The organism is Paraburkholderia sp. (assembly GCF_026225065.1).
Lineage (GTDB): Bacteria > Pseudomonadota > Gammaproteobacteria > Burkholderiales > Burkholderiaceae > Paraburkholderia.
The window spans coordinates 1-24,457 of record NZ_JAMFSB010000102.1 but is presented as its reverse complement, the minus strand read 5'-3'; the positions used below and the strand labels follow the sequence as shown (position 1 = coordinate 24,457).

Here is a 24,457-nt window from a genome sequence, read left to right as displayed (position 1 = left end):
CGTCGAACGAATCGCCTGACACAGGTTGGTCTTGCGCGACAGACAGAACTTGCACTGACGGCATTCCGGCGTGTAGAGCGGAATCACGTGATCGCCCTTCTTCAGCGTGCCGACGCCCGGCCCCACGTCGACGATCACGCCAGCGCCTTCATGACCGAGGATCGCCGGGAAGATGCCTTCCGGGTCCGCGCCCGACAACGTGTAGTAATCGGTGTGACAGATACCCGTCGCCTTCACTTCGATCAGCACTTCGCCGGCACGCGGCCCTTCCAGATCGACTTCCTCGATCGTCAGCGGTGCGCCGGCCTTCCATGCAATTGCTGCTTTCGTCTTCATTCAGCCTCCCGTTTGAAATTTCCTGATGTTCACCTGTTAGCCTGTGCGGCGATCAAAGCAGATCGGTCACTTCGTCGAAGCCCCTCTTGACGGCTTGCCAGAACGAGTTGGTCACGGCGCCATGCGCCAGCAACTCTATGTTCAACAGCTGCCCCGCATCCGCAGCGACACTGGTATTCAAGCGACCGAACAGCAACGCCTCACCGCACGCGGTGGCCGTCATCCATCCGGCCCGCTGGCAGCCCTGAGCACCAGACTTGTTGGATTTCATATTCATCTCCTGACTCATGGTAGTTATCGCGAGCCGTGAAGCCCACGCTTGATATCGCACTGATCTTGATGCGATCATGCAATCGAAGCAGCCAATCGTAACCTTCACCTCTCTCGAGTCCTTCCCATCGATGTCTTCCCATCCGCATCGCAAAACCAGCATGGCGGACGTCGCCAAGGCAGCCGGCGTCAGCGAGGCCACCGTCGATCGCGTCCTCAACGGACGCGGCGGTGTGGCGCGCGACAAGGAAGCGCGGGTCCTGGAATGGGCGCGCAAGCTGAAACTCGACCGTGCGCTCGGCGCCGTGCCGGCACGCTGGCTGCGCATTGCGATCCTGATGCAGCAGCCTGCGGTGCCCTACTACCTTAATCTGAAGCGCGGTTTCGAACTCGCTCAGAAGTCGTTCGAGGCGCAGCGTGCAATCTGCGCGGTCACCTATTTCGACAATCTCGAGCCGGCCTGCATCGTCGAGACAATCCGCCGTGCGACGCAGAAAGCGGACGCGCTGGTAGTGGTCGCTTACGAACATCCGGACATCAGCGCGGCGGTGCGCAAGCTGAGCCCGCCCATCCCGGTCATCACACTCGCGAGCGATCTGCCCGGGACCGGGCGCATCGCTTATGTCGGCATCGACAACCGCGGTGCGGGCCGTGTCGCTGGCGAGCTGATGGGACGCTTTCTCGGCAACGACGGCGGCAAGGTACTCGTTATCACAGGTATGCATGATTTCCTCGGCCACGAAGAGCGCGAAAACGGTTTCCGGTCGGTACTGCGGCGCTGGTTTCCGCGCTGCGATATCGTCGAGACGGTCGAAAGCCGTGAACAGCCGGGTCGCACCGAAGGCTTGACGCGCGATGCGTTCGCCCGCTATCCGGACCTGCGCGGCATCTACAACATCTCGGTTGGCGACGAAGGCGTCGGCGCCGCGCTGCAGGCGCTTGGCCGCGCCCGCTCCACCGTGCTGATCGGCCATGAACTCAGCCAGGTATCGCGACGCCTGTTAATGGACGGCACGCTCGATGCTGTGATCGACCAGAATCCGGTCGCCGAAGCCATGCGTTCAGTAGAGCTGATCCTGCGCCATTACCATCGCGAGCCCGGCGTGACACCGCCTCAGCAGATCCCGGTCACCGTCATCCTGCGCGAGAATCTACCGCCTGAATACTGAGGGCAGCCTGCGTCGCTCCCTTTTTCTTGCGCTCATAGACCATCACCGCGTTGGCGCTACACATCGCGCCACACTTCGTGAATCCAGTCGTGCAACCGCAGTGATTCGCTCTAGTGGTCGATCGTCACGTAATATGAGTCGAGCAAAAGATGTTCGCCGACAACGAAAAAAACGATATGGGCAGACCGCCCATATCGCCCACTTCAGTCGTCGTGGGGAAAAACGCTGGCGGGTGGAGACGCGCCAGCGGACAGACCTTCAGCGGACCGACGCAAGCTCGCCGGCGATATTGGCCGCGTGAATCTTGCCAATACGACCCGCGCCGAACACGGCGATATTCAACATGCTATGGCTCTCCTTTTCGATGCTTCGATAGTGGTAGCGGTTTTGCACAAATAAGCGGTTCAGCCGCGCTCACGTGCGCCGTTTGCGATTGCGATACTGGTCTGCGACGACAGCCGCGACGATGATGACGCCCTTGACGATCTCCTGGTAATACGCGTCGATGCGCAGGAACGTGAAGCCGGAGGTCATCACGCCGAGAATCAGCACGCCGATGATCGTGCCGCCAATGCGTCCCACGCCGCCTGCCAGCGACGCCCCGCCGATCACCGCCGCGGCGATCGCATCGAGCTCGTAGTTCACGCCCATGCCGGCCTGCCCCGTGATCGCCCGTGCGGAGGTGACCATCCCCGCCAGCCCGGCGAGCAACCCCGCGATCGAATAGACAATGATGAGATGCCGGCCGACGTTGATCCCCGACACCCGCGCGGCAGCACGATTGGCGCCGATCGCGTAGGTGAATTTGCCGTAGCGGGTATAGCGCAGCGCCACGTGGAATATCAGGGCCACGACGAGGAAGATCACGACGGGGTGCATGCCGGCACCGATCCATGCGAAGTTGTCGCTGAGCATGCTGACCGGCCTGCCGTGCGTGTACCACTTCGCGGCGCCTCGCGCCGACACCATCATGCCGAGCGTGGCGATGAAGGGCGGCAGCCCGGTGTAGCTGATCAGCGCACCGTTGACCAGCCCGCACACCAGACCGACGGCCAGCCCCGCAAGAATCGGCCAGATGATCGGCAATCCTGTCAGCGCCGGATAGACCGCGCGCTCATAGCCCGCTTCCTGCGCGAGGCTTGCCGAGACCATGGCGGCGACGGCTACCACCGAGCCGGAAGACAGATCCACGCCGCCCGTGATGATCACCTGCGTCACGCCCACTGCGATGATGCCGATGACCGACATCTGCAGGATCATGACTTCCAGCCGATCGGCGTTCAGCAGGAAGCTCTGCCCGTTGACGATCCAGCCGATCGCCTCGAAAAACAGGCTCATACCGACCAGCACGAGAAAGATACTGGCCTCCGCAGGCCACCGACGCCGGCGCGACGACCGGGGTTCTCCCGCCCGGGTTTCAATTGCAAGGTTGCCATGTGCCATGTTCGTCTCCTTTGTTGACCGGTATTAGCGCTTACTCCGGTCCTATGCAAAGCGAAAGGTTTCCCGCTCAGTGCAGCCGTCTCAGCGTGAGGCGAGATCCATGATCGTGGCTTGATCGGCATGCGCCCGGTCGACTATGCCCGTCATGCGCCCTTCGTGCATCACGATGACCCGGTCGCACATGCCCAGGACTTCGGGCAACTCGGACGAGATCATCAGCACCGCGACGCCCTTGCCGGCAAGTTTGCCCACGAGGCGATGGATCTCCGCCTTCGCGCCGACGTCGATGCCGCGGGTCGGTTCGTCGAGTATCAGCACTCTCGGATGCGTGAGAAGCCAACGGCCAATCAGTACCTTCTGCTGGTTACCGCCCGACAGGTTCTCGATAGCCTCGTCCATGCCTGGGGTCTTCACACGCAACGTGGTCGCCATCTCGCGGCACACCTTGGCAAGCGCGCCGCGCTCGACGAAACCCGCCTTCACGTAGCGCTGGGTCAAGACTGCGCTCTCCATGTTGGAGAGCACGTCGAGCATCAGGAAGCACCCGGTGTCCTTACGGTCTTCCGTTAGAAACGCGACGCCATGCTTCATCGCAGTCGCGGGGGCATCGACAACGACGGCCTGGCCGTTAATGCAGATCGTGCCGCGGGTCGCTGGGACGACGCCGAACAACGCTTCGGCCACGTTCGATCGCCCCGAGCCAATGAGCCCCGCCATGCCAACGATCTCGCCCGCGCGGACGTCGAAACTCACGCCGTCGAACACACCGTCCACACCCAGGTCCTGCACCGCCAGAACGACCTCGCCGATCGGCACCGTCTCCTTCGGAAACATCTGGGTGATCTCACGGCCGACCATCATGTGGATGATCTCGTCGCGCGTGACTTCGCTCGCCGCATGCGTGCCGACGTAGCATCCGTCGCGAAACACCGACAATTCATCGGCGATGTCCGCGAGCTCGCTCATCTTGTGCGTGATATAGACGATCCCTTTCCCTTTCGCCTTAAGATCGCGGATGATCCGGAACAACCGTTCGACTTCGTGCTCGGTCAGCACGGACGTCGGTTCGTCCATGATCAGCACATCGGGGTCGTAGGAAATCGCCTTGGCTATTTCTACCATCTGCCGGTTCGCGATCGACAGGTGACGAACCTCAACCTCGGCATCGATGTCCATTCCGAGCTCTTCGAAGAGCGTTCGCGTCTGCCTGCTCATCTCCGCGTGATCGATCAACCCAAACCGGTTGTGCGGCTCCCGTCCGATCCAGATGTTTTCCGCTACGGTCATGTAGGGCATCAGGTTCAGCTCCTGATGGATCATCGCGATGCCGTTGCGCTGCGCATCGATCGGACCGCGCAGTTGCATCGGCCGTCCCCGTATGAGCAATTCGCCTTCGTCGGGCGTGTAGACGCCGGCGATGATCTTCATCAGCGTCGACTTGCCCGCTCCGTTTTCACCCATCAGCGCGTGCACCGTGCCTCGCTTCAGCGCGAAGCGCACGTCGTCGAGCGCAACCACGCCCGGAAACGCCTTGCGCACGCCACGCACTTCCAGCAACAGTCCGGAATCGCCGGGACTCCTCGTGTCAGCGGACTCCGGGTCTGCCACCGCGCTGCCACCGCGTCCTGTCACAGTCATCGCAAGCTCCTCTTCAGCCGGCCGGGTGCCGGGGCACCGCGGCACGGCAGGTGGTGAACGTTCAGTTCTTGCTGGCGAATTTAGACAGGTTGGCCGGCGTCACCAGTTCGAACGGAATCCAGACAGTTGAATCGACTTTCCCGCCGCGGGCGAGCTTGAGTGCAGTTTCCACCGCGTCGGTGCCCTGTGCGGCGCCGTTCTGGAATACGGTGACCTTCAGATCGCCAGTCTTCATCGCAGCCAGTGCATCCTGGGTCGCATCGACGCCCGCTACGACCACGCCCTTCTGCAGCTTGCCCGTGGCCTTCAATGCCTGGATAGCTCCCAGCGCCATCTCATCGTTATTGGAGACGACCGCGTCGAAGTTAAGGCCAGCCGACAGCCAGTTGTTCATCAGATCGGTCGCATCGGTACGCTGCCAGTTCGCTGAACGCGCGTCGACGATCTTGATGCCGTTGCACGGTGGCTTCGCGATGACGTCCTTGATGTCCTGAGTGCGCTGACGCGCGGCCTGATTGGCGAGATCGCCGATCATCACGAGGATATTGCCCTTGCCGTCCATCAACCGGCAGACTTCCGTCATCTCCAGCGTGCCCGAGTCCACCTCGTTGGAGCCGACGAACGAAACCTTGGCTGGCAGGGATTTGTCCGACGGCATGCGATTGACGTAGACGAGCGGGATGCCGGCCGCAGTCGCGAGCTTTGTCATCTTCGGCGTTGCGTCGGTATCGACCGGATTGACGATGATCGCGTCGACCTTCTGCGCGATGAAGTTCTGGATCTCGTTCAATTGCTTGCCGACATCGTTCTGGGCGTCCTCGAACTGCACACTCACGCCTTTCTGCTTCGCCGCGTCGGTGCTCATCGCGTTGCGCACGACGGTGAGAAAGTTGTCGTCGAACGCCGACATGCTCACGCCGATCTTTTCCGCCTGCGCGGCAGGCGACGCGATCAGTACCGCAGCCGCGGCAAGGGGCATCAGAATCCGTTTCATGTTTCATCTCCTCTTCTTTGAAAAGAGCCCGGTTGTCTCCTCCGGGGCTCATGGCCGCACTCGCCCGAACTAGGCGAGCCCGGTTTGAATGAAATCCATGCTGGTGCGCAACCGGTGCTCGATATCGGCTGCCTCGGCAAGCTCGGCAGCGAAAGGTTCGAACGAGAGTGCACCGCGATATCCACGCTCGAGCAGCGTCTTCAGTTGCCGGAGGTTGCCCAGCCGGTCCGCCGCACCCACCAGCACCCGGTGGCCGTCGCGCATGCGTCCGACCGGCAGGTCGTCGTCCTCGACGCCGGAGATGTGGATGAGTCCAGTGAGATCGGGGTAGAAGATGTCTTCGCCCGACAGGTGGTGATGGAACGTGTCATGGACCAGCCTGAACACCTGTTCGCCTGCCGCGGCATAGATGCCCTTGACTGCATCGGACTTGCGGCGCAGTGAGCACTCCTCGAAGCCGAGCGGCTCGATCAACCCGGTCAAGCCCCGCTCGGTCAGGATCGGATTGAGCGCCTGCAAGGCTGTCACCAGATCCGCGTGGCGCTCAGCCGCGATGCGCCGGTCATCTTGCGAATTGGTGGGACACAGCACCAGCGCGTGCGCGCCGCACTGCACCGCGTAATCGGCCAGCTCGATAGCCTCCTTCTCGCGCTCGCTGTTCCAATGCTCGAAGCGCTGCAACGCGTTGATCGTCAGAATCGTCAGGCCTGCTTCCTCGACGGCCGCCCGGATCTCGGCCGCGGGAGTGCCGTCACGGGTTTCTACGCCGTCCAGATCGTTGCGGATCTCGATCGTGCCGATATCAAGTTGCTTGCACAGAGAGACGTATTGCCCGAAGGACAGGCGTGGCGCGCTCATGCGATTAAGAGAAAAGTGGACTCCAGGTCTCATCTAGATTTCCTTGATTTCCTGCTGGTGTAAGAGTTCGCTTTTGCTGCTTTAGCGTTGTCAACAATTTGGTGACATCGAAGCATCACTGCGCTGGCTCGGCACGTCGCGCCATATGTCGAGAATCCAGTCGCGCAACAGTAATGATTCACTCCATCGGTCGGTCGTATCGTTGCCGTCGCGGCCGATGATCGCGTAAGGCTTCGGCCCAAGCTCGCAGGTGAACGACAGGGTCGCGTCCGCGTCGGCCCGCTCGCGCCACGATGCGAAGCCATAGCGCCACCAGTCGAGAAAAAGGTCCACCCACATCCGGTGCGGCTCGAACGACAGCTCAATCTGCACCTGCTCCCGGCTCGCCACGCGGCCGTGAAAGGCCCACGAACTATCGAGAATGCGATGCATCAGCGCATGATTCTCGTCGGAAACCGGCCACGCGAACTCACGGCCTACAAGGTAATGCGAAATGTCGCCGAGCAATTTTAGGTCGGGTCGCGCGTCGAGCAGATCCAATGTGAAAAACAGGTCCGTTGTCATGCGATCGCGGTGCGTCTCGATGTACACCGGGAAGTCCACCTGTTCCGCAAGACGCGTCCAGCCGTCGAGCAACGTCAACGCTTCCCCGAGACTGCGTGGACGAACATCGGGCTGCAGATCGATGTGATGCACACCAAATTCAGTGGCGTTTTCGAGCACTGGTTGCAGATCGTCGACGGTGCGCGGAAAGCACTGCCCCTCGGCATGGAGACCATGCAATTTGCGCAATGCCGCGAGTTGCCGCACTTCCTCGCGGTGCGTATAGTGCGCGCTAATGCCGTCGAAACCCGCCTCGGCGATCATCTGCAGGTTCGCTTCGAGCGAGCGTTCGAAGCCGTCGGTATGACGCCGCTCCATCGCCCACATCGACTGGAATACCAGCAAGCGTTGTGTCATAACGCCTCCGCCGTCAGCAGCGACTTGAGTTTCGCGGAACGATCCGCGAGCACCGCGGGTTCGACGCGTGCGCGGCGTGCGATCAGTTCCTGCGCGATGCGCACTTCACGGGAAATCTCGCTCGCCTGGCCGACGCCGCTCGCGCCCACCAGGATGCCGTCCCCATCAAGTGCGAAAAATACTTTGGATGCCGAACCGGTTTCGCGCACCACGCTGGTCGTACCGAACGCAGGCATGCCGGCAATCTGGATTGTCATGTCGAACTGATCCGACCAGAACCACGGCACGGCCGAATAGGTCTCACCGTATTCGAGCATGTTGCGCGCCACGACCCGCGCATGATCTTCGGCGTTCTTCCAGCATTCCAGACGGATGCGGCGGCGAAACAGCCGGTGCGGGAACGAACACACGTCGCCGGCTGCGAAAATATACGGGTCGTTGGTGCGTAACGTATCGTCGACAGCAATGCCATCCGCGACATCGATACCCGCCGCCTCGGCTAGCGCGGTGCGCGGCGTCACGCCAATCCCGACCACGACCGCATCGCATTCCAGCGTGGTGCCGTCGGACAGCCTGAGTCCCGACACGCGCGTGCTGCCCAAAACCTGATCCACTTGCACCGCGAAGCGCACCTCGACACCCATCTGCCGATGCCTTTCAACCAGATAGCCAGCGACGATTTCCGGCACGGCCCGCATCAACGCACGCGAAGCCGCTTCGATCACCACCACTTCACAGCCCCGCGCAATCGCCGTCGCCGCGACCTCCAGGCCGATGAAACCCGCGCCCACCACGGCAATCCTCTGCCCCGGCGCTAGTTCGCCGACGATCGACAACGCATCGGGCACGGACCTCAGCACATGCACGCCGGCGAGCGTCGCCCCCGGCACCGGCAGGCGGCGCGGCTGCGCACCGGTAGCGATCAGCAGCCGCCGGTACGACACCGAGCGGCCCTCGCCTAGCACGACACGCCGTTCCACACGGTCGATGGCGGCGACCTGCGCGTCGACCCGCAGGTCGATGCGATTGTCGCGATAGAACGCGTCGTCGTAAAGCGCGCACTGCGTGACCGTCTTTTGTCCCAGCAACACGCCCTTCGACAAGGGCGGCCGGTCGTAGGGCGCGAGCCCCTCGTTGCCGAGCAGCGTGATGTCGCCCTCCCAGCCGTTATCGCGCAGCGCCTGCGCGGTACGCGCGCCGCACTGGCCCGCGCCGACGATAACCATCGCACCACGCTCAGCGGTTTTCATGTGGCACCCTTTGCGGCATCTATCGCGCCTGCGGCAGCCAGGCCAATCAGCACGCTGCGCCCATCGACGCGCACAGGGTAGGTCTTCAGCTTCACGCAGACCGGCGGGCTCAGAGGCTTACCGCTGACGATGTCGAAACGCCCCTGATGCAACGGACACTCGATCTCGCCGTTTACGACGAAGCCGTCGGCCAGATGTGCCTGCTCGTGCGTGCACCAGCCGTCCGATGCATGAAAGCCCTTCGCAAGCCGATATACCGCGTAACTCGCGCCTTCGTGATCGAAGCGCAGCACGTCTTCTTCGTCGATGTCGTCGACCGCACACGCGACGACCCATGTCGTGTTGTCTGTATCGGCTGCCACGATGCCTCCGGGGGTGCCAGAAAGTGATTGAATACGGACCGCAGTTGAAATGTGAGCAGGCCTTACGTACTCGGCTGCGCGGTGAAATTCGACTGCGCACCTGGCGCCGGATCGGGTAACGTGCGTTCGATCACGTGTGCCGGATCGCGCCGTTGCTTCCACAATGCCGGCACCATCTCGCGGTAAGTCGCGTAGAGACTCGGATAGGCGGGCGGCAACTGATCCTTGATCGCTTCGTGCAAACGCGGCAGCGCATGAAAAGGCACCATCGGCAACAGGTGATGCTCGAGGTGATAGTTCATGTTCAGGTACAGGAAGCGGAACGCGGGATTGACATACACCGTGCGGGTGTTGAGCCGATGATCCTTGACATTAACCCCAAGCCCAGCGTGCTGCGTAAGGCCGAGCAGTTGATGCAGCCAGCCGCCGTAGAAACGCGGCGTCCAGACGAACATCAGCGGCAGGAAGCTGCGCAACCCGATGGCAAGCGCGATCGTCGCCACGATCACCGCAAGATAGATCCGTGACGACCAGATCATCTTGGGCCTTTCGCTGGCGGGCAGAAACGCTTCGGTGACGGCGTCGACGCGCCCAAACGCATGACGAATGGTCTTGCGAATTTCAGCGACGCCGCCGATCAACGCCAGGAAGTCGAGCACTATCGGCAGCACCTGGGTCGGACGCGTCACCTGAATTTCCGGGTCGCGCTCGACGAAGTAGGTATGCGTGTGGTGCCGTGCATGACTCCAGCGCCACCAGTAGGCTTCGCGGATCGTCATGAACGACGACAGGTGATAGAACGCATCATTGAGCCAGCGCGTCTTGAACGGCGTGCCGTGCGCCAGTTCATGCCAGCGGGCGTCGCTCGATGAATAGATCGTGCCGTACACGAAGAACGCCGGCACCGCCCACCAGGTGCCCCAGGTCAAGCCAGCCACCACGCCGGAGGCAATCAGCAGCACAAGCCACAGCCCAAAATTACGCAGGCCTGGTGCGTCGCTGCGTTTCATCAGATCTTTGAGGACGGCGCGCGGAATGCGCGGCTGATACCACTGCTCGCTGATGCGATCGTCGAACGTCTCGTCGGTCAGGCCGGGCTTGGACGTGCCGGGCGGCGGCGTCGATGACATGCTTGTCTCCTGTGTCGACCGAAGTGGGTGTCTTAACCCTTACTCCGCTTCCATGCTAGATGGTTGCTGTCTACCTGCTGGCCAGAGGGCCGCGAGGCTTATACCCCAGCGGTGAACGCAGCCAGGTTGGGACAAACAGTACCGGATGAGTAGCCAGCCGGCACGGTGAAATTTGATGGCTTTCCCTCAACGCCCCATTTGCAGGTCGGGTGCGATGTCCGGACACCGTAGGCTGCATGATATCGACAGAGCATTGGCGGAAATCGGTTTCCGTTTCCTCGTAGTAGTCTTCGCTGAGAATAGTCGCCTGATACCTGGGCAGATACTTCTTCGTGAATGCGATCGCCCCGCGACCGTAATCGGAGTCAACCGAGAGCACGGCGAATTTCAGGTAGTGCTTTCTCTGTACCGCATACTGCAGTGCGACGGCGGCGCGGAGTTCATCCGTGGGATAGTTGCGGAATGTCCACTTCAATCCTCCCACGCCGGCGCGCTACGTGATCGAACCGGATCAGGCGCTGCGTGGCCGATACACCTTCGGCAGGCGCGCACTGGCTGTCGCCATTCACAAGCTCGATTTTTCGCCCCAGGGCCCCGCCGCCAGCGTTGATCTCGTCGGCGGCCAGTCGGGCGCCCTTCCAGGCGAATGCGCCATACTGGGATTGCTGATCCGTCAGTCGAGTTGATCGTTCACCTCAACTTACAGACACCAAAAAACGCGGCCAATAGGAGATGCCGATCGCGCTATCAGCTTTCGTGATACCGGGTGGTGCGCAGTCGACCCGACCCTATCCGGGCTTACCCGGCAAAACGCGGTTCGGACAGCCCTTTGACACCCAGTCCGGTGACCGCAAACAATCCACCCTTCTCGCGCTCCTTCTGTGGAATCCCCCACATCGGCCTTCCCATGCTCGTCACATAAAGCACGTCCAGATCGGGACCACCGAACATCACGCTCGTCAGGTTGCGCACGGGGAAAGGCACGACGCGGTCGAGACGGCCGTCCGGAGCAAAGCGCAGAATGCGGCCGCCGAACACCAGAGCGGACCAGACATAGCCTTGCGCATCCACGGTCGCACCGTCAAACGTACCCGCCATGCCCCTGGCGGACGCAAACACGCGTCGATTCGATGCAGCGCCCGTCTCGATGTCATAGTCGTAGGCGTACATCAGTTTGTCGTAGGTGTCGGTGAAGTACAGCGTACGGTTGTCGGGGCTCCAGCAAGGTCCGTTAGAACAGCTGATGCCACCGTCCAGACGCGTCACTGTGCCGTTAGTATCAAGACGGTACAGACCGCCGCTGCGGGTTGGACGCTGCCCGCGATCGGCGTCATAGCGATCGAAATCGTAGGCCATCGTGCCGGCAACGAAACGGCCGCGCCGGTCGACTTTTCCGTCGTTAAAGCGTGTTTCGGGTTCGTCGTGTTCGGGGTCCGCAATCAGCTGCACGGTTTGCGCATCGAAGTCGTAGAAGTGCAAGCCGCTAGCCAGTGCCACGACTGCGCCGCCCTGCTCCCGTAACGCCATCGAGCCGATATGCGTGGGCACGAAATAGCGGTGTACGTCGCTGCCGTCCGCCTCGCAACTGTAGATTTCGGCTGCGGTACTGTCGATCCAGTACAGGCGTTGCTCCTGCGCATCCCACAACGGTCCTTCGCCCAGGTGATTGTCGGCGTCGACCAGCAAACGAGTTTCAATCATGGATGTCTCCGTTTTGTTGATTGGGACCTGATCACACGTCATCCTCTGCTTTGGCGAGCGCACGGCAATGCGCAAGCAACGCCATCAGACGCCCCAGATGAGATCAGGCCCGCTTGTCGCGCAACGTAATCACCGCTGCGAGGACGACCAGCCCGTTAATAATGTCGCGCACCGCAGGGGGAACCGTCGTGCCCGCCAGCAGCGTACCGAGTGCGGTCAACAAAAGCGCACCGCCAAAAACACCCAGGTAGTGGCCGCGTCCACCTGTGATCAATGCGCCGCCGACCACGACGATCGCAATCGAAGGCAACAGGTAAGGGTCTCCCATCCCAAGGAACGCCTGGTTGCTGAAGGCCGCCAGCAACAGACCGGCGAGGGAGGAGCACAAGCCCGAAAGGCAATACACAGCGATTAGCGTCGCGCCGACGCGCACTCCCGCGAGTTTCGCAGCCACCTGTGAATTGCCGATCGCGTGGACGCGGCGTCCAAACGGCGTGCGATGCAGCATCAGCAGCGCGAAGACGAGGAACAGGGGCACGCACCATGCGGCGGGCGACAGAGGACCCAGTTGGCCGTTGGTGAAACTGCTGAGCACCGGCGGCGCCCAACCCTGTGGCGAGCCGTTGCAATAGATCAGCGTAATCCCTTGCAGCAGACCGTTTGCGGCGAGCGTGACGACAATCGGCGGCAGTCCGAGCACGACCACGCCGACGCCGTTGAACAGCCCGACCAGCAGACCGGAGCCCAGCACGAGGGGCACGGCCCACACCACGTCGATGTTGACACCATGAGTCATCCCGGTCAGCAAGACCCCAGCCATGGTGATCAGCCACGGCACCGACAGATCGAGCCCACCCGTCATGATCACCGCGCCCTGACCCAGCCCGAGGATCGCGAGGAACAACGTGAGCGTCAGCATGCTGCTGATGAAGTGGCCGCTGATCAGCACCTGCGGCCCGTACACGAACCCGGTCACCACCAGCACCGCGACGAACAGTAGGTACGCCGGCACGATGTACTTCACCCATTCGCGGTTCTGCTCGAGCCAGTTTCCCACCCAGTTACCCTTGAGTTCGGTGTTCGAGATCGCCCGGGGCGCGACGTTGTCGAATTGCACCCGGCGCGTCTCGTCGCGGCTCGCCCGTGTGCCGGTGCGCCATGCGCGCAAACAGGCGCTGATATAGCGCACACTATGATGAGCAGCCGAGTTCTTGCCGATCGAAGAGCCCAGCACCGCAAGGATCAGGATGGTCGCCTCGGCGATGGTGGTGTAGAACGCGGACACATTGAGCACCAGCAGGATGTTCACGGTGATCATCAACGTCATGGCTGCAAACACCGTGCCGACGCAACCGCCCCGCCCGCCGCCAAGGCGCGTTCCGCCCAATACAACCGCCGTGAACATCGACAGCAGCAGCGGCCGGCCCACCAGCGGATCTGCGGACCCCGTCTGCCCTGCGACGTAGAGGCCAGCCAATGCATAGAATGCGCCGGCGACGGCGTAGGTGGCGATCCTGTAACGGGTCACCGGCATGCCGTTGGCATGAGCGCTGTCGGGATCGCTGCCAAGCGCGTAGATGGCCATGCCGAAACGCGTCTGCCGGATCAGCCACCACGCGAGCAGCGCGACGATCAGGATACCTGCCGATATCGGCAGCTTGTTCGGAATCAGATCGCCTGTCACGAAGTTGGCGAACATGTCGCCGACGCTACCGCCAGGCTTGTCCTGGATCAGCAGCGTCAAGCCCTGCAACATGAACATCGTCGCAAGCGTGACGACGATCGACTGCAGGCGGAACCAGGCGATCAACGCACCATTGACGAGCCCCACGCCCGCGCCGATAGCAACGATCAGTGCGACGCCGCCGAGCTGCTCGATGGGACTGCCTTGTACGAAATGGACCGCGAGCACGTTGGCAAGCGACAGCACAGCCGACGCGGACAGGTCGAAGCCGCCGGTCAGGATCACGATCGTCTGGCCAATCGCTACGAGCGCAAGGGTGGTCGCGCTGGAAATCACCGAGCCGATGTCGTAGAGACCCACCGGCGTCGCCGACAGCGCTACCCAGGTCGTCGTAATCGCTACCAGCGCGAAGATCGCGATGATCAGTCCGCGGTGCCGGTCAAGTTGCGCAGCAAGCCCCCGGCTCGCGCCGGGGCGCACGAGGTCCCGCTCAGGGGCTGCAACTGCATGGTTTGCGATGGTTTTCACTGCTGTCTCCTTACCGCTATACGTTCAGAGTGCGCTTCGATCTAGCTCGCCAGCATCCTGCGCATCACGTTTTCTTCAGTCAGCGCGTCGCCGGACAGAGCGCCCACGTTGCGGCCGCGATAAATCACGGATACCCGGTCGCACACGTTCACGAGCTCCGGTACATCGGTCGAGTAGAACAGCACGGCCCCGCCGGCCCTGGCGAATTCGCGCATCAACACGAAGATCTGATGCTTGGTGCCAACGTCGATACCGCGCGTCGGGTCGAACATCAGCCAGACGCGGCTTTCGGTCAGCAACCACTTGGCCATGGCGATCTTCTGCTGGTTGCCGCCGGAGAACGACAGGCACGGCTTGTACAGTGCACGGGGATTGACCTCCATCCGCGCAAGCGCCCCGGCGATCGCGGCGCGCTCCCGTTTTCCGTCGATCACGCCGAAGCGCGTGAACTGTCCGATGGTCGGCAACGACACGTTGTTGCCACCCGACAGACGCAGGAACAAGCCCTCCGTCTTGCGGTCCTCGGGCAGGAAGCTCGTCGCGACGCCGCGCTTGAGCGAGTCCGCGGTCGAGGTCAGCGTGACCGGCTTGCCGTCGATGCGCAACTCGCCTTCATCGATGAGGGTGGCGCCGAACAAGCCCTCGAACAGCTCGCGCTGGCCCATTCCCTGCAACGCCGCGATACCGTGAATCTCGCCCGCCTTGACCGACAGGTCGACACCGTTGACGACACCGTCGATGCGGATGCCGGTGCCTTCCATTGCAGGAGGGCGCTCCGCTTCGGTCCCGCCGTTGAGCATTGCGGGCGCAATCTCCTTCGGCGGATACTTTGCATCGAGCGAGCGGCCGATCACGAGGCGGATCACCTCGTCATCCGAAATGTCGGCTGCCTCAAATGCGCCAACGTCGCGGCCGTTGCGGTAGATGGTCAGGCTGTCACAGAACGCGCGGACTTCCTGCATCCGGTGCGTGATAAACACAAACGTGACGCCGCGTGCCTTCAGTTCGTCGATCCGGCGCGCCAGCCAGTCGACATCCTGTCCCGAGAGCGCGGAGGTCGGCTCGTCCAGCAGCAGCACGTCCGGTTCACGAACGATCGCCTTGGCAATCTCGATCTTCTGCCGCACAGGCAGCGCCAGATCGCCGACATAGGCGCCAGGCTGCACTTCGGTCAACTCCAGCCGTTCGAGCCACTCGGCGGTGAGCCGCTGCGCTTCGCGCCGCCGGATCCGGCCGAACCAACCGGTCGGCTCATAAGACATCAACAGGTTCTGTGCGACTGTCAGGTCAGGCACCAGTGTCATTTCCTGAAACGCCGTCTGCACTCCAGCGCGGTGCGCGTCCTTCGGGCCATGCATCTGCACTTCGTTGCCCATGATCGAAATTCGCCCCGCGTCCGGTTTCAACAGTCCGGACAACAGCTTGACCGTGGTCGACTTGCCCGCGCCGTTCTCGCCGAGCAGCGCGTGCACCGCACCGCGCCGCACACGGAAAGACGCACCGTCGAGTGCAACCGTGGCGCCAAAGCGTTTCGTTACGTTCGACACATCGACTACGTGTTCCATCTCCATCAACTTTCTCCTTGGAGCCGCACCGCGGTTGGCCGCGGCGCTCCATTCGTGACGTTCCTCAGTCGGGCTTGCCGGTCAAGGCCGCGCCAAATCCTAGTTCCTGTGTCTGGTCCGAGTAGATGTCAGCGAACCAGCCCGGCGGGACCTTATCCGGCGGGAAGGCCGTACAACCTGCTCTCAGTTCGTCGATCGAGCCGGTCGTGCACAGTTTGGACTGCGACGTTTCGACCAGCGGCAGTGCCAGCTTCACATGGTTCGGAAAGTCCTTGCCATCGAGCTTGGCGACAGCGAGCTTGAGTGCATAGGCGCCCGAATACGGCGGCGATCCGTACGAGATCGACCGGTAACCGAACGAGCGATACGAGCCGGTGCCCTTCACCGTGCCGGCCGGAAGCATCTGTATCCGGTGACCGTTCGACGATTCGCCCGCGCACGGCTTGATCTTGTCATCGGCGATTCCCGCTTCAAGCTGCATCGACGCGGCGGTAAAGCAGCCGACCTGCATCCACAGTCCGTCGATCTTGTCCCAGCTGTTGGTGGCGAGGATCTTCGACAGCTCGGTCTTCGCGGTTGCCTGACTCCACATGCCGACACCCTCGGCAACGACCTTGATACCCGGATACTTCGCGAACACTTCCTTTGCGGCATCGGTACGCGCGCGATCGACGGAGGTCCCGGGCACGCCCGTAATCAGCACGATATTGCCCTTGCCGTTGATGGTTTTCGCGAGCCACTCCGCCGTGACGCGACCGGCCTCGTGCTGGTCGATGGTCACGTTGTGCGCGCAGGGTTCGGTGACCTCGCCGTCGTAGGCGACCACCACCACGCCCTTGGAGCAAGCATTCTTGATAGCCCGGTTGAGCGCGGTCGGCGAGACCGGATAGACGATGATCGCCTTCGCACCGGCTTGCACCATCGAGTTGATCTGCTGGATCTGCTTCTGCGCGTCGGTCCCAGCTACCTGGATTTCCAGGTCGACCTTGTCGCGTAGCGCCGGCGTGGCAGCGGCCGCCTTGATCATATTGGCCGCCTCCGACTGCCAGTCGTTGCCGACGTAGCTCATCGACAGGAATATCTTGTACTTCTCCGCCGCCGCTGCAACACCTGGCGCCAGGAGCGCCGCGGCGCACGCGATGCCAAGCGTGACCTGGCAAGCCAGGGGCCGCGCACGGTTGATCCATTTCGTGACTAGGTTCATGTCGTCCTCCAATCCATTTGTGTTTATTAAGTTTCAACGTGCTGCAAACGCGCCGACGACGGGAGTTCCAACCCGCTTGTGCCGGGTTTGACGTTCGGGTCGTGACCCGGTATGACGAAATCGGCAATCTGCCGGATACGGCGCAACGACGCGAGTTCTGCCACGGTCTCGTGGACAATGCCAACCGGCGTCCCATCGACGATGTTTTCCATGCAATTGGCGCAGTCGCCGGCAATCACGACGACGCCGTCGGCGGTATCCACGGCCACCGACTGGTGCCCCGGTGTGTGACCCGGTGTCGGCACCACACGCACCCCATGCGCGATATCCGCGATTCCATTCACAAACTGCCAGCGGAAATACGCGAGCGGATCGCGACCGATCAGGAATTCCTGGTAGTAGGTCGCCTGCGTCGGCAACGGCCGTCCCGCGTATTCCCATTCCGCGTACTGAACGACGAAACGGGCATTGCGAAAGAGCGTGTTGCCGCCCGAGTGGTCGTAGTGAAGATGCGTGTTGATGACAATGTCCACGTCGTCCGCACTCCAGCCGACGTATTCCCTCAACGCGCGTTCGAGCCGCTCCTCGGGCGCCTGCTCGCACGGACAGACAAAGCTGCTGACCCAGCCCGGATCGTGAATGCCGGTATCGACAACAATCTTTTTGTCCGCGCCGACGATCGCCGTCGACCAGACCGGCACCTTGATCAACTGCCCGAAATAGCGACCGAAAACCTGTGACGACCGGTCCACTGTCAGCCATCCGGTGGGCATCGCGACTACCTTGAGTTTTGAAGTTCCCACTGTCTCCTCCTAAGAGACGCTTCGGTCAGAAGTTGACTTCACTGGGTCCTTTCAGCCCGAGCATTTGCCGCGCTTCAGCGGGCGTGGCCACCTCCAGCGACAATCCTTCGATTACCTGACGAATCCTGGTGACTTGCGCAGCACTCGATTCCGCAAGCTTGCCGGGTCCGATCCACAATGAGTCTTCGAGACCGACACGCACATTCGATCCCTGCGCCACGCCGAGCGTCGCAAGCGGAATCTGGTTGCGGCCCGCACCGAGAATCGACCATACGTAGTCCTTGCCGAACAGCCGATCCGCCGTTCGACGCATATGCATCAGGTCTTCCGGATGCGCACCGATACCGCCAAGCAAGCCGAACACGCTCTGAATGAAGAATGGCGGCTTGACCAGCTTGCGCTCGACGAAGTGAGCCAGGTTGTAGAGATGCGAGATGTCGTAGCACTCGAATTCGAACCGTGTGCCGTTAGCGCCGCATGACGTCACGATGTACTCAATGTCGGCGAACGTGTTCTTGAAGACGAGATCCCGGCTGTTGGCGAGATGCTGACGCTCCCAGTCGTGCTTCAGTTCCTTGAAGCGATCGAGCATCGGGTAAAGGCCGAAATTCATCGAGCCCATGTTGAGAGACGCGACCTCAGGCTTGAAATAGTGGGCAGGCTTTAACCGCTCCTCCACCGTCATATGGGGGCTACCACCGCTCGTCAGATTGATGACCGCGTCGGTATTCGCCTTGATGCGCGGCAGGAATTCCGCGAACACGGCGGGATCCTGGGTCGGACGGCCGTCTTTGGGATCGCGCGCATGCAAATGCAGGATCGCGGCGCCCTCCTTCGCGGCAGCGAGCGCCGCATCGCCGATCTCCTGGGGCGTAACAGGCAAGTAAGGCGACATCGAAGGCGTGTGAATCGCGCCGGTCGGTGCGCAGGTGATGATGACTTTACGGGTGCTGGTCACAGTGCATTCCTCCTGATGATGGATCGGTTTCTGCCGTGCGTGCTACAGCACTTCGACGTTGCCGCACACAGAGATGGCCTGGCCGGAAATGCCACTGCCGCCGGGCGAGCACAGGAACAGAATGGTTGCCGCGACCTCTTCCGGCGTGGTCATGCGGCGCAGCGAAATCTTCTCCAGATATTTCGCCTCCATTTCGTCGTAGCTCAAACCCAGCTGTTCCGCCCGCGCGGCAATCACCCGCTGCATGCGGGGACCGCGCACAATGCCTGGTTGAATGGCATTGACTCGGATTCCTTGCGGACCCAGTTCGATCGCCAGGCTTTTGGTCAGCCCAACCACGGCCCACTTGGTCGCCGAGTATGGGGTTCGGTAGGCATAGCCGAGCCGGCCGGCCACCGACGAAAGCGCGATGATAGAACCGCCGTCCGGCGCGGCGCGCAGCAGTGGCACCGCGCAACGTGCAAAATAAAATTGCGCGTTCAGGTTGATCGCGACGGTCTGTTCCCACGCGGCTACGTCGAGCTCGTCGATGCCACCCGTCGGACCGGCAATGCCCGCGTTGTTCACCAGCACATCCAGGCCGCCTAGTTGACTCTGCACGTCGCTGAAGACGCGCGCGACGGCATCCTGATCGGCGACGTCCGCGAGCGTCGCGGTGATCGATACATTGGAACGGTCCTCACGCAAGGTATCGAGCGCCTCCTGACTCGCGTCGCAAACATGCACGCGAGCCCGCGCTTCGACAAACGCTTGTGCGATCGTCAGTCCGATCCCGGAGCCACCGCCTGTCACCAGCACACGCAAGCCCGTGCGTGGTTGCAGCATTTTCATGAACGTCATTTTTACTGCCTCCATGTGTCTCTGTCTGCTTTTAAAGCAGTAATTCTTTACCCCTATCATTAGTACACCAAATTGATAACGCGACGCGATAGTGGCGTCTGCGCGTCTAAGGGTCTGCTGTCCTCCGCCGCCTTGCCGTTAGCGACTTGCCCGTTTCAATGTCGTTCCGGCCTCAGCTTGCAACCGCCCCCTTAGATCACCTGCTGCGTCGCCGATGTCCTGCGCGATCCCCGCACGTGCGCCTGCACCATCGCGCCGCCACAACGCATCGATGATCGCCTTGTGCGCGCTCATCGAGCGCCGCATGTGCGGAATATCCGGTGCAACCATGTTCAGGAAAGGGCCGATCCGCATCCACAGATTCTGGATCATGGCGAGCGTCAACTCGCTGGCACCGTGGGTATAGATCGCGGAGTGGAAGGCGAAATTGCTGCGCAAGTAAGCGCTCGTCTCACCTGCCTCCACGTGCGCGTCCATCTCGTCATAGATCTTCTGGACTGCCTCGAGGTGTGCGTCGGTCATCATCGACGCGGCGCGTTCGGCCACGCAGCCTTCAAGGGCGATGCGCACATCGCGCAGCTCTTCGATCATCGCAATCGTCATTGGCGGCACCATCAGCGCGCGCCCTGGTCCGTCGATTAGCGCCCCTTCGGCCTGCAAACGGGTTAGCGCACCACGCACCGGCATCGTCGACGAACCGACGGCTTCCGCAACGCCACGCAAGCTCAGCGGCTGGCCAGGCGCAAAGCGGCCGCTCATGATCGCTTGCCGCAGTTGCTGGTAAACCTTGTCCCCCATGGTTTCATGAATCACTGCCTCCATAGGAGGAATGGCATGCGGAACCGAACGAGTCGCCACGACTTACTCCTGACTTTTATGACCTGTGATGTGTGATCACAGTTGCATTAGTCTGGTCCGCGGCTGTCCGAAAGTCAACGCGAGAATGATCAGGGAAAACGCGAGCCTATGCGGCGCCCTGAGTAGAACGGCGGCCGCCGTTCCGAAAGTGTAGGGATACTCCGAACACGTGTTCAATCGAGGGGAACCGTAAGCTGGTCGATGACGGATCGCGTCTGAGGCCGAACGCCACGCCACCATGCGAAGGCTTCCGCCGCCTGTTCCACCAGCATGCCTACGCCGTCCGCGACGCCCAGCACGCCCGCATTGCGCGCAAGGCGCAGGAAGGGAGTCAGTCCCTTGCCGTAGACCAGTTCGTAGGCCGCTCCCTGCGGGCTGAACACATTCGGCGGAACCGGTGGCAACTCTCCGATGAGGCTGGCCGACGTGGCGTTGACCACGAGGTCGAAGCGCCCCATCGCTTCAAGGTCCCGGTAGCCGCAAGCGAGCAGCGAACCGGGCGCGCCGACTTGCGCCACCAGCGCCTCAGCTTTAGTCACGTCGCGGTTGGCAATAACCAGTTCAGCCGGCCCCGCCGCGAGGAAAGGAAGCAATGCCCCGCGCACCGCACCACCGGCCCCAAGGACCAGCACGCGTTTCCCGCTCATCGTCAGGTCCAGGTTGACTTCGATATCGCGCACCAGACCCACGCCATCGAAGTTCTCCGCCACGATCCGGCCGTCTTCGAACCTCAGCGCATTAGCCGCTCCGGCCAGCACTGCCCGCTCGCTGCGTTCGTCGGCCATCGCGAACGCCTTCAGCTTGAAGGGCGCTGTCACGTTCATGCCTTTGCCACCCGCAGCCCTAAAAGCGTTCACGCTCGCGGCAAATGCCTCCTGTGGGCGGACTGGGCCTTCAATGGCCGTGTACGACATGTCCTGCTGCGTCTCTTGCGCAAACAGACCATGAATCAAGGGGGATTTCGTGTGGCCGATCGGGTTGCCGATTACCGCATACTGATCCGTCATCATGGCCTCACCTTTGAATACAGAACGCCTTCTGTCTGCATGGCGTCGATCTCTGCAGCACCGAAGCCCAATGACTGCGCGACTTCCGCATTGTGCTGCCCAAGGTCGGGCGCGACCTCGCGGATTGTCGTATCGCAGTCGGAGAAGCGGAACGGTAGATTCGGCAGACGCAGCTTCCCGTATCGCGGATGCTCCTGCTCGACCACCATGCCCCGCGCGATGATCTGCGGATCGGCGAGGACTTCGTCGATCCGCTGCACTTTCGCGCAAGGCACGTCGATGCCATCGAGTAGTTCCAGCACCTGTGCCACCGGCCGGCCGGCAACCCAGGGCTGTACCACGGACAGAATCTCCAACCGGTTGGCATTGCGTCCCGCGCCGTCATGGAAACGCGTGTCGGTTCCGAAGCCGGACGGTCCGCCATGTGACTCGACGAGGGTGGCGAAGCGTTTCCACGCGTCGTCCACCTGCGCTGCTATCACCAGGTCACCATCGGCGGCACGGAACACGCCATACAGCGTCGACGTGGGCATGTCGTGTCCAGTCTGCTCAGGAACAATCCCTTGCAGCGTGTAGCACTGCACCGCGTATTCGTGCATCGACACCAGCGTGTCGTAGAGCGCCATATCGATATGCTGGCCCCGACCGCTCTTCACGCGACCGAGTAATGCAGCGTTGATAGCCGCCACCGCGTGGACACCGGTGTACATATCACCGAGCGAGATGCGCATCAGCGGCGGTGGCTCGCCGGGGTTGCCGATCATCTGCATGATGCCGCTCTTCGCTTCGGCAATCAGGCCAAAGCCGGCGCGATGTGCATCCGGTCCCGTATGACCGTAGGCCGAGATCGAGCAATAGACCAGTTTCGGATTTCGCGCGGACAGCTCCGTGTAGCCCAGGCCCAGCTTGTCCAGCGCGCCCGGCCGGTAGTTCTCGACGAATACGTCCGCCGAGTCGCACAGACGCTGCATGAATTCCTTGCCGCGCGGGTCCTTCATGTTGACGCTGACGCCACGCTTGCCCATGTTGAGTTGCAGGAAGTAGCCGCTCTGTTCGTCATCGAGCACGGTGGCGTGCTGACGCCCCGCGTCACCACTACCGGGACGCTCGACCTTGATCACTTCGGCGCCGAGCGCCGCGAGGCAGCGCCCGACGTACGGGCCAGCCAGGAAGTGGCTGTAATCGACGACGCGAATGCCTTCGAGAGGACGGGCCTGCATCAGAAGGCTCCCGGTCGACGCGGCACCATCAGGCGATGCTCACCATGCTGGACAACCTGGCCATCCTGATTGATCAGTTCGGACGGCAGCACAACGATGCCCCAGCCGGGCCGACTCTTGCTGGCCCGCATCGCGCCCACGCGGAATTTCACGTGCAGCACGTCGTTGACCTTGATGGGCAGGTTGAAGTCCCACGTCCAGCCGAGCGACATCCCCGGCAGGAAACGGTATTCGCTCTGGGTCTTGAGGCCATCGGCGATAGACAAACCAAACAGACCGTGCGCGACAATCGAGCCGAAGTGGCTGACGTTCGCGTATTCCTCGTCCACGTGCACCGGCGTGTGATCGCCAGTGAGGTCGGCGTAGGCCAGAATGCGTTCTTTGGTCACCGTGTAGTTCGGGCTCACGCATTCGTCGCCCTCGCGGGCGTCATCCCAGTACTTATCGACGATCGTCATCTCAAACCTCCGCGCGTGGGTTGATCGCCAGCGCCGTTGCAACGCACGAGGCGGGCTTGGCCTGGATCAGTTCGACGGCCAGGCCGTCCGGCAGGCGCAGCCAGTTGCGTCCTTGCGACATTTCACTGACGTCGTACCGTTGCGCGGCAGCCAGCGCGGCCTCCATGTCCTCGCACATCACGCCGAGATGGGCGAGTCGGCCCTCAGGTGCTTCATTCAGCGGGTTGTGGATGAATTGCAGACCGCCGAGTGTCCAGTACTGCCGGGGCTCCTCGCGGGTACCGTCCACCTCGCGCATGGTCATGCCGAGGACATCTTCGAAAAAATGAATGTGCCAGTGAATGTCCTTCACCCAGATGGCGACATGCTCCAGATAAGCCTTGCTGCCGTTCATGTGGTTGTCTCCGTATGTTGTCGGTCAGTCATGGCGCGCTCGAGGCCCTTGATGCAGGCCACCAGCGTCGCATTGACCGGGGTCGGCACGCCGTGCCGTTGTCCCCAGCGCACGACCGCGCCGTTGATAAAGTCGATTTCGGTGATGGAGCCTTTTTCGAGGCTTTGCAGCATCGAGGTCTTGAAGGCGGGGGAAAGTCCTTCGCCAGCGAGGGTCCACGGGCGTTCGGGATTGGAGGTGGAGAGCGTTACGCCAGCGGCGTGGGCGACCGCCATCGCTTCCGCGACTGCCGCGAGGGCGGTCGTCTTCAGCAACGGCTCATCGTAGAGTTGGCCGTAGGTGAGGCCGGTGGTGCCGGTCAGCGCGCCTGTCGCGACATTGACCAGCAGCTTGTCCCACATCGTGCCGACAATGTTGTCGCTGACCGTGGTGGTCAACCCTGCGGCATTGAAAGTTTCGGCAATCGCCGTCGCCCGCGGGGTGATCCGGCCATCGAGTTCGCCGATATAGGTGGCTTTGCCGGCAACGCCAGACTCGATGTGCCCAGGGTTGCGCATCACGCCGCCGACGTACGTCTTGCCGGCCAACACGCGCTCGCGCCCTACGATGTCAGCAAGGACATCCTCATGCCCCAGGCCGTTCTGCAGCGAGAGGACCAGCGTTTCCGGTCCGACCAGTGCCAGTGCGCCGCGCATCGCCTCATCGGTATGGAATGACTTGACCAGCACGACGACCAGATCGACGGCACCGGCTTCGATGGCACGCGTCGTGGCCCGGACCTTCACGCGACGCGTGCCGTTGGCGTCGTCCACCTGCAGGCCGTTGCG

27 protein-coding genes are annotated in these 24,457 nt (G+C 62.1%); 1 reads left to right on the top strand and 26 read right to left on the bottom strand.

The window, feature by feature from the left end; genetic code table 11:
- Positions 1-336, bottom strand: a 336-nt coding sequence (locus tag M0954_RS07905) for an alcohol dehydrogenase catalytic domain-containing protein (protein ID WP_297352501.1), incomplete at its 3' end; no start/stop codon positions are given.
- 52 nt (positions 337-388) lie between these two features.
- Entirely contained in the window at positions 389-607 is a 219-nt protein-coding gene (locus M0954_RS07900) for a hypothetical protein (RefSeq protein ID WP_123387529.1), read from the bottom strand.
- 130 nt (positions 608-737) lie between these two features.
- Between M0954_RS07900 and M0954_RS07895 the strand changes: the two genes are divergently transcribed.
- Positions 738-1,775, top strand: coding sequence for a LacI family DNA-binding transcriptional regulator (locus M0954_RS07895; RefSeq protein WP_297352499.1), 1,038 nt, complete (start codon positions 738-740; stop codon positions 1,773-1,775).
- A gap of 258 nt (positions 1,776-2,033) precedes the next feature.
- Here the strand turns inward: M0954_RS07895 and M0954_RS07890 are convergent, their stop codons facing one another.
- The 24 genes from M0954_RS07890 to M0954_RS07775 form a co-directional block, all read right to left on the bottom strand.
- The gene (locus M0954_RS07890) at positions 2,034-2,168 is read right to left on the bottom strand and encodes a hypothetical protein (RefSeq protein ID WP_297352497.1); all 135 of its coding nucleotides are present in this window, start codon (positions 2,166-2,168) and stop codon (positions 2,034-2,036) included.
- 21 nt (positions 2,169-2,189) lie between these two features.
- Complete coding sequence (locus tag M0954_RS07885; RefSeq protein WP_122158718.1) at positions 2,190-3,218, bottom strand: ABC transporter permease; 1,029 nt, start codon at positions 3,216-3,218, stop codon at positions 2,190-2,192.
- 81 nt (positions 3,219-3,299) lie between these two features.
- On the bottom strand, positions 3,300-4,856 hold the full coding sequence (locus M0954_RS07880; RefSeq protein WP_297352495.1) for a sugar ABC transporter ATP-binding protein: 1,557 nt from the start codon (positions 4,854-4,856) through the stop codon (positions 3,300-3,302).
- A 61-nt stretch (positions 4,857-4,917) separates the two neighbouring features.
- Positions 4,918-5,850, bottom strand: coding sequence for a sugar ABC transporter substrate-binding protein (locus M0954_RS07875; RefSeq protein WP_297352493.1), 933 nt, complete (start codon positions 5,848-5,850; stop codon positions 4,918-4,920).
- A gap of 69 nt (positions 5,851-5,919) precedes the next feature.
- On the bottom strand, positions 5,920-6,741 hold the full coding sequence (locus M0954_RS07870) for a TIM barrel protein (RefSeq protein WP_122158715.1): 822 nt from the start codon (positions 6,739-6,741) through the stop codon (positions 5,920-5,922).
- A 57-nt stretch (positions 6,742-6,798) separates the two neighbouring features.
- Entirely contained in the window at positions 6,799-7,668 is an 870-nt protein-coding gene (locus tag M0954_RS07865) for a sugar phosphate isomerase/epimerase (RefSeq protein WP_297352491.1), read from the bottom strand.
- Positions 7,665-8,918, bottom strand: coding sequence for an FAD-dependent oxidoreductase (locus M0954_RS07860; protein WP_297352489.1), 1,254 nt, complete (start codon positions 8,916-8,918; stop codon positions 7,665-7,667). The genes M0954_RS07865 and M0954_RS07860 overlap by 4 nt, the downstream gene beginning before the upstream one ends.
- On the bottom strand, positions 8,915-9,280 hold the full coding sequence (locus tag M0954_RS07855) for a non-heme iron oxygenase ferredoxin subunit (protein WP_297352487.1): 366 nt from the start codon (positions 9,278-9,280) through the stop codon (positions 8,915-8,917). Before M0954_RS07855 ends, M0954_RS07860 begins: the two co-directional genes overlap by 4 nt.
- A gap of 62 nt (positions 9,281-9,342) precedes the next feature.
- Positions 9,343-10,410, bottom strand: coding sequence for a fatty acid desaturase family protein (locus M0954_RS07850; protein WP_122158712.1), 1,068 nt, complete (start codon positions 10,408-10,410; stop codon positions 9,343-9,345).
- Between the two features lie 70 nt (positions 10,411-10,480).
- Positions 10,481-10,885, bottom strand: coding sequence for a hypothetical protein (locus M0954_RS07845; protein WP_297352485.1), 405 nt, complete (start codon positions 10,883-10,885; stop codon positions 10,481-10,483).
- Positions 10,851-11,021 (bottom strand): ABC transporter substrate-binding protein, encoded by a 171-nt coding sequence (locus tag M0954_RS30325; RefSeq protein WP_367279498.1) that lies wholly within the window; start codon positions 11,019-11,021, stop codon positions 10,851-10,853. The genes M0954_RS07845 and M0954_RS30325 overlap by 35 nt, the downstream gene beginning before the upstream one ends.
- Positions 11,022-11,208: 187 nt before the next feature.
- Entirely contained in the window at positions 11,209-12,111 is a 903-nt protein-coding gene (locus tag M0954_RS07835) for an SMP-30/gluconolactonase/LRE family protein (RefSeq protein ID WP_297352480.1), read from the bottom strand.
- Between the two features lie 103 nt (positions 12,112-12,214).
- The gene (locus tag M0954_RS07830; RefSeq protein ID WP_297352478.1) at positions 12,215-14,323 is read right to left on the bottom strand and encodes an ABC transporter permease; all 2,109 of its coding nucleotides are present in this window, start codon (positions 14,321-14,323) and stop codon (positions 12,215-12,217) included.
- A gap of 41 nt (positions 14,324-14,364) precedes the next feature.
- Positions 14,365-15,894, bottom strand: a complete 1,530-nt coding sequence (locus tag M0954_RS07825) for a sugar ABC transporter ATP-binding protein (protein ID WP_123387535.1) — start codon at positions 15,892-15,894, stop codon at positions 14,365-14,367.
- 58 nt (positions 15,895-15,952) lie between these two features.
- The gene (locus M0954_RS07820; RefSeq protein WP_122158709.1) at positions 15,953-17,092 is read right to left on the bottom strand and encodes a sugar ABC transporter substrate-binding protein; all 1,140 of its coding nucleotides are present in this window, start codon (positions 17,090-17,092) and stop codon (positions 15,953-15,955) included.
- Between the two features lie 26 nt (positions 17,093-17,118).
- Entirely contained in the window at positions 17,119-17,895 is a 777-nt protein-coding gene (locus M0954_RS07815; RefSeq protein WP_297352475.1) for an N-acyl homoserine lactonase family protein, read from the bottom strand.
- Positions 17,896-17,920: 25 nt separating this feature from the next.
- Positions 17,921-18,853, bottom strand: a complete 933-nt coding sequence (locus tag M0954_RS07810; RefSeq protein WP_297352473.1) for a 3-keto-5-aminohexanoate cleavage protein — start codon at positions 18,851-18,853, stop codon at positions 17,921-17,923.
- 42 nt (positions 18,854-18,895) lie between these two features.
- The gene (locus M0954_RS07805) at positions 18,896-19,693 is read right to left on the bottom strand and encodes an SDR family oxidoreductase (protein ID WP_297352470.1); all 798 of its coding nucleotides are present in this window, start codon (positions 19,691-19,693) and stop codon (positions 18,896-18,898) included.
- A gap of 138 nt (positions 19,694-19,831) precedes the next feature.
- Positions 19,832-20,551, bottom strand: coding sequence for a GntR family transcriptional regulator (locus M0954_RS07800; RefSeq protein WP_122158705.1), 720 nt, complete (start codon positions 20,549-20,551; stop codon positions 19,832-19,834).
- A 173-nt stretch (positions 20,552-20,724) separates the two neighbouring features.
- Positions 20,725-21,558: a shikimate dehydrogenase gene (gene aroE / locus M0954_RS07795; protein ID WP_122158704.1), complete on the bottom strand. Its 834-nt coding sequence runs from the start codon at positions 21,556-21,558 to the stop codon at positions 20,725-20,727.
- Entirely contained in the window at positions 21,558-22,778 is a 1,221-nt protein-coding gene (locus M0954_RS07790; RefSeq protein WP_122158703.1) for a CaiB/BaiF CoA-transferase family protein, read from the bottom strand. Before M0954_RS07790 ends, aroE begins: the two co-directional genes overlap by 1 nt.
- Entirely contained in the window at positions 22,778-23,236 is a 459-nt protein-coding gene (locus M0954_RS07785; RefSeq protein WP_297352469.1) for a MaoC family dehydratase, read from the bottom strand. Before M0954_RS07785 ends, M0954_RS07790 begins: the two co-directional genes overlap by 1 nt.
- 1 nt (position 23,237) lies before the next feature.
- Positions 23,238-23,630 carry a VOC family protein gene (locus M0954_RS07780; protein ID WP_297352467.1) on the bottom strand — a complete coding sequence of 131 codons (393 nt, stop codon included), beginning with the start codon at positions 23,628-23,630 and terminating at the stop codon, positions 23,238-23,240.
- Positions 23,627-24,457 (bottom strand): ketopantoate reductase family protein (locus M0954_RS07775; RefSeq protein WP_297352465.1); only part of this gene is annotated, 831 nt, incomplete at its 5' end. The genes M0954_RS07775 and M0954_RS07780, both read right to left, overlap by 4 nt.

Coding starts and splice junctions, on each gene's coding strand:
- M0954_RS07900 (WP_123387529.1), bottom strand. CDS start 607: ATGAAATCCAACAAGTCTGGTGCTCAGGGCTGCCAGCGGGCCGGATGG.
- M0954_RS07895 (WP_297352499.1), top strand. CDS start 738: ATGTCTTCCCATCCGCATCGCAAAACCAGCATGGCGGACGTCGCCAAG.
- M0954_RS07885 (WP_122158718.1), bottom strand. CDS start 3,218: ATGGCACATGGCAACCTTGCAATTGAAACCCGGGCGGGAGAACCCCGG.
- M0954_RS07880 (WP_297352495.1), bottom strand. CDS start 4,856: ATGACTGTGACAGGACGCGGTGGCAGCGCGGTGGCAGACCCGGAGTCC.
- M0954_RS07875 (WP_297352493.1), bottom strand. CDS start 5,850: ATGAAACGGATTCTGATGCCCCTTGCCGCGGCTGCGGTACTGATCGCG.
- M0954_RS07870 (WP_122158715.1), bottom strand. CDS start 6,741: ATGAGACCTGGAGTCCACTTTTCTCTTAATCGCATGAGCGCGCCACGC.
- M0954_RS07865 (WP_297352491.1), bottom strand. CDS start 7,668: ATGACACAACGCTTGCTGGTATTCCAGTCGATGTGGGCGATGGAGCGG.
- M0954_RS07860 (WP_297352489.1), bottom strand. CDS start 8,918: ATGAAAACCGCTGAGCGTGGTGCGATGGTTATCGTCGGCGCGGGCCAG.
- M0954_RS07850 (WP_122158712.1), bottom strand. CDS start 10,410: ATGTCATCGACGCCGCCGCCCGGCACGTCCAAGCCCGGCCTGACCGAC.
- M0954_RS07835 (WP_297352480.1), bottom strand. CDS start 12,111: ATGATTGAAACTCGTTTGCTGGTCGACGCCGACAATCACCTGGGCGAA.
- M0954_RS07825 (WP_123387535.1), bottom strand. CDS start 15,894: ATGGAGATGGAACACGTAGTCGATGTGTCGAACGTAACGAAACGCTTT.
- M0954_RS07820 (WP_122158709.1), bottom strand. CDS start 17,092: ATGAACCTAGTCACGAAATGGATCAACCGTGCGCGGCCCCTGGCTTGC.
- M0954_RS07805 (WP_297352470.1), bottom strand. CDS start 19,693: ATGACGTTCATGAAAATGCTGCAACCACGCACGGGCTTGCGTGTGCTG.
- aroE (WP_122158704.1), bottom strand. CDS start 21,558: ATGACGGATCAGTATGCGGTAATCGGCAACCCGATCGGCCACACGAAA.
- M0954_RS07790 (WP_122158703.1), bottom strand. CDS start 22,778: ATGCAGGCCCGTCCTCTCGAAGGCATTCGCGTCGTCGATTACAGCCAC.
- M0954_RS07785 (WP_297352469.1), bottom strand. CDS start 23,236: ATGACGATCGTCGATAAGTACTGGGATGACGCCCGCGAGGGCGACGAA.
- M0954_RS07780 (WP_297352467.1), bottom strand. CDS start 23,630: ATGAACGGCAGCAAGGCTTATCTGGAGCATGTCGCCATCTGGGTGAAG.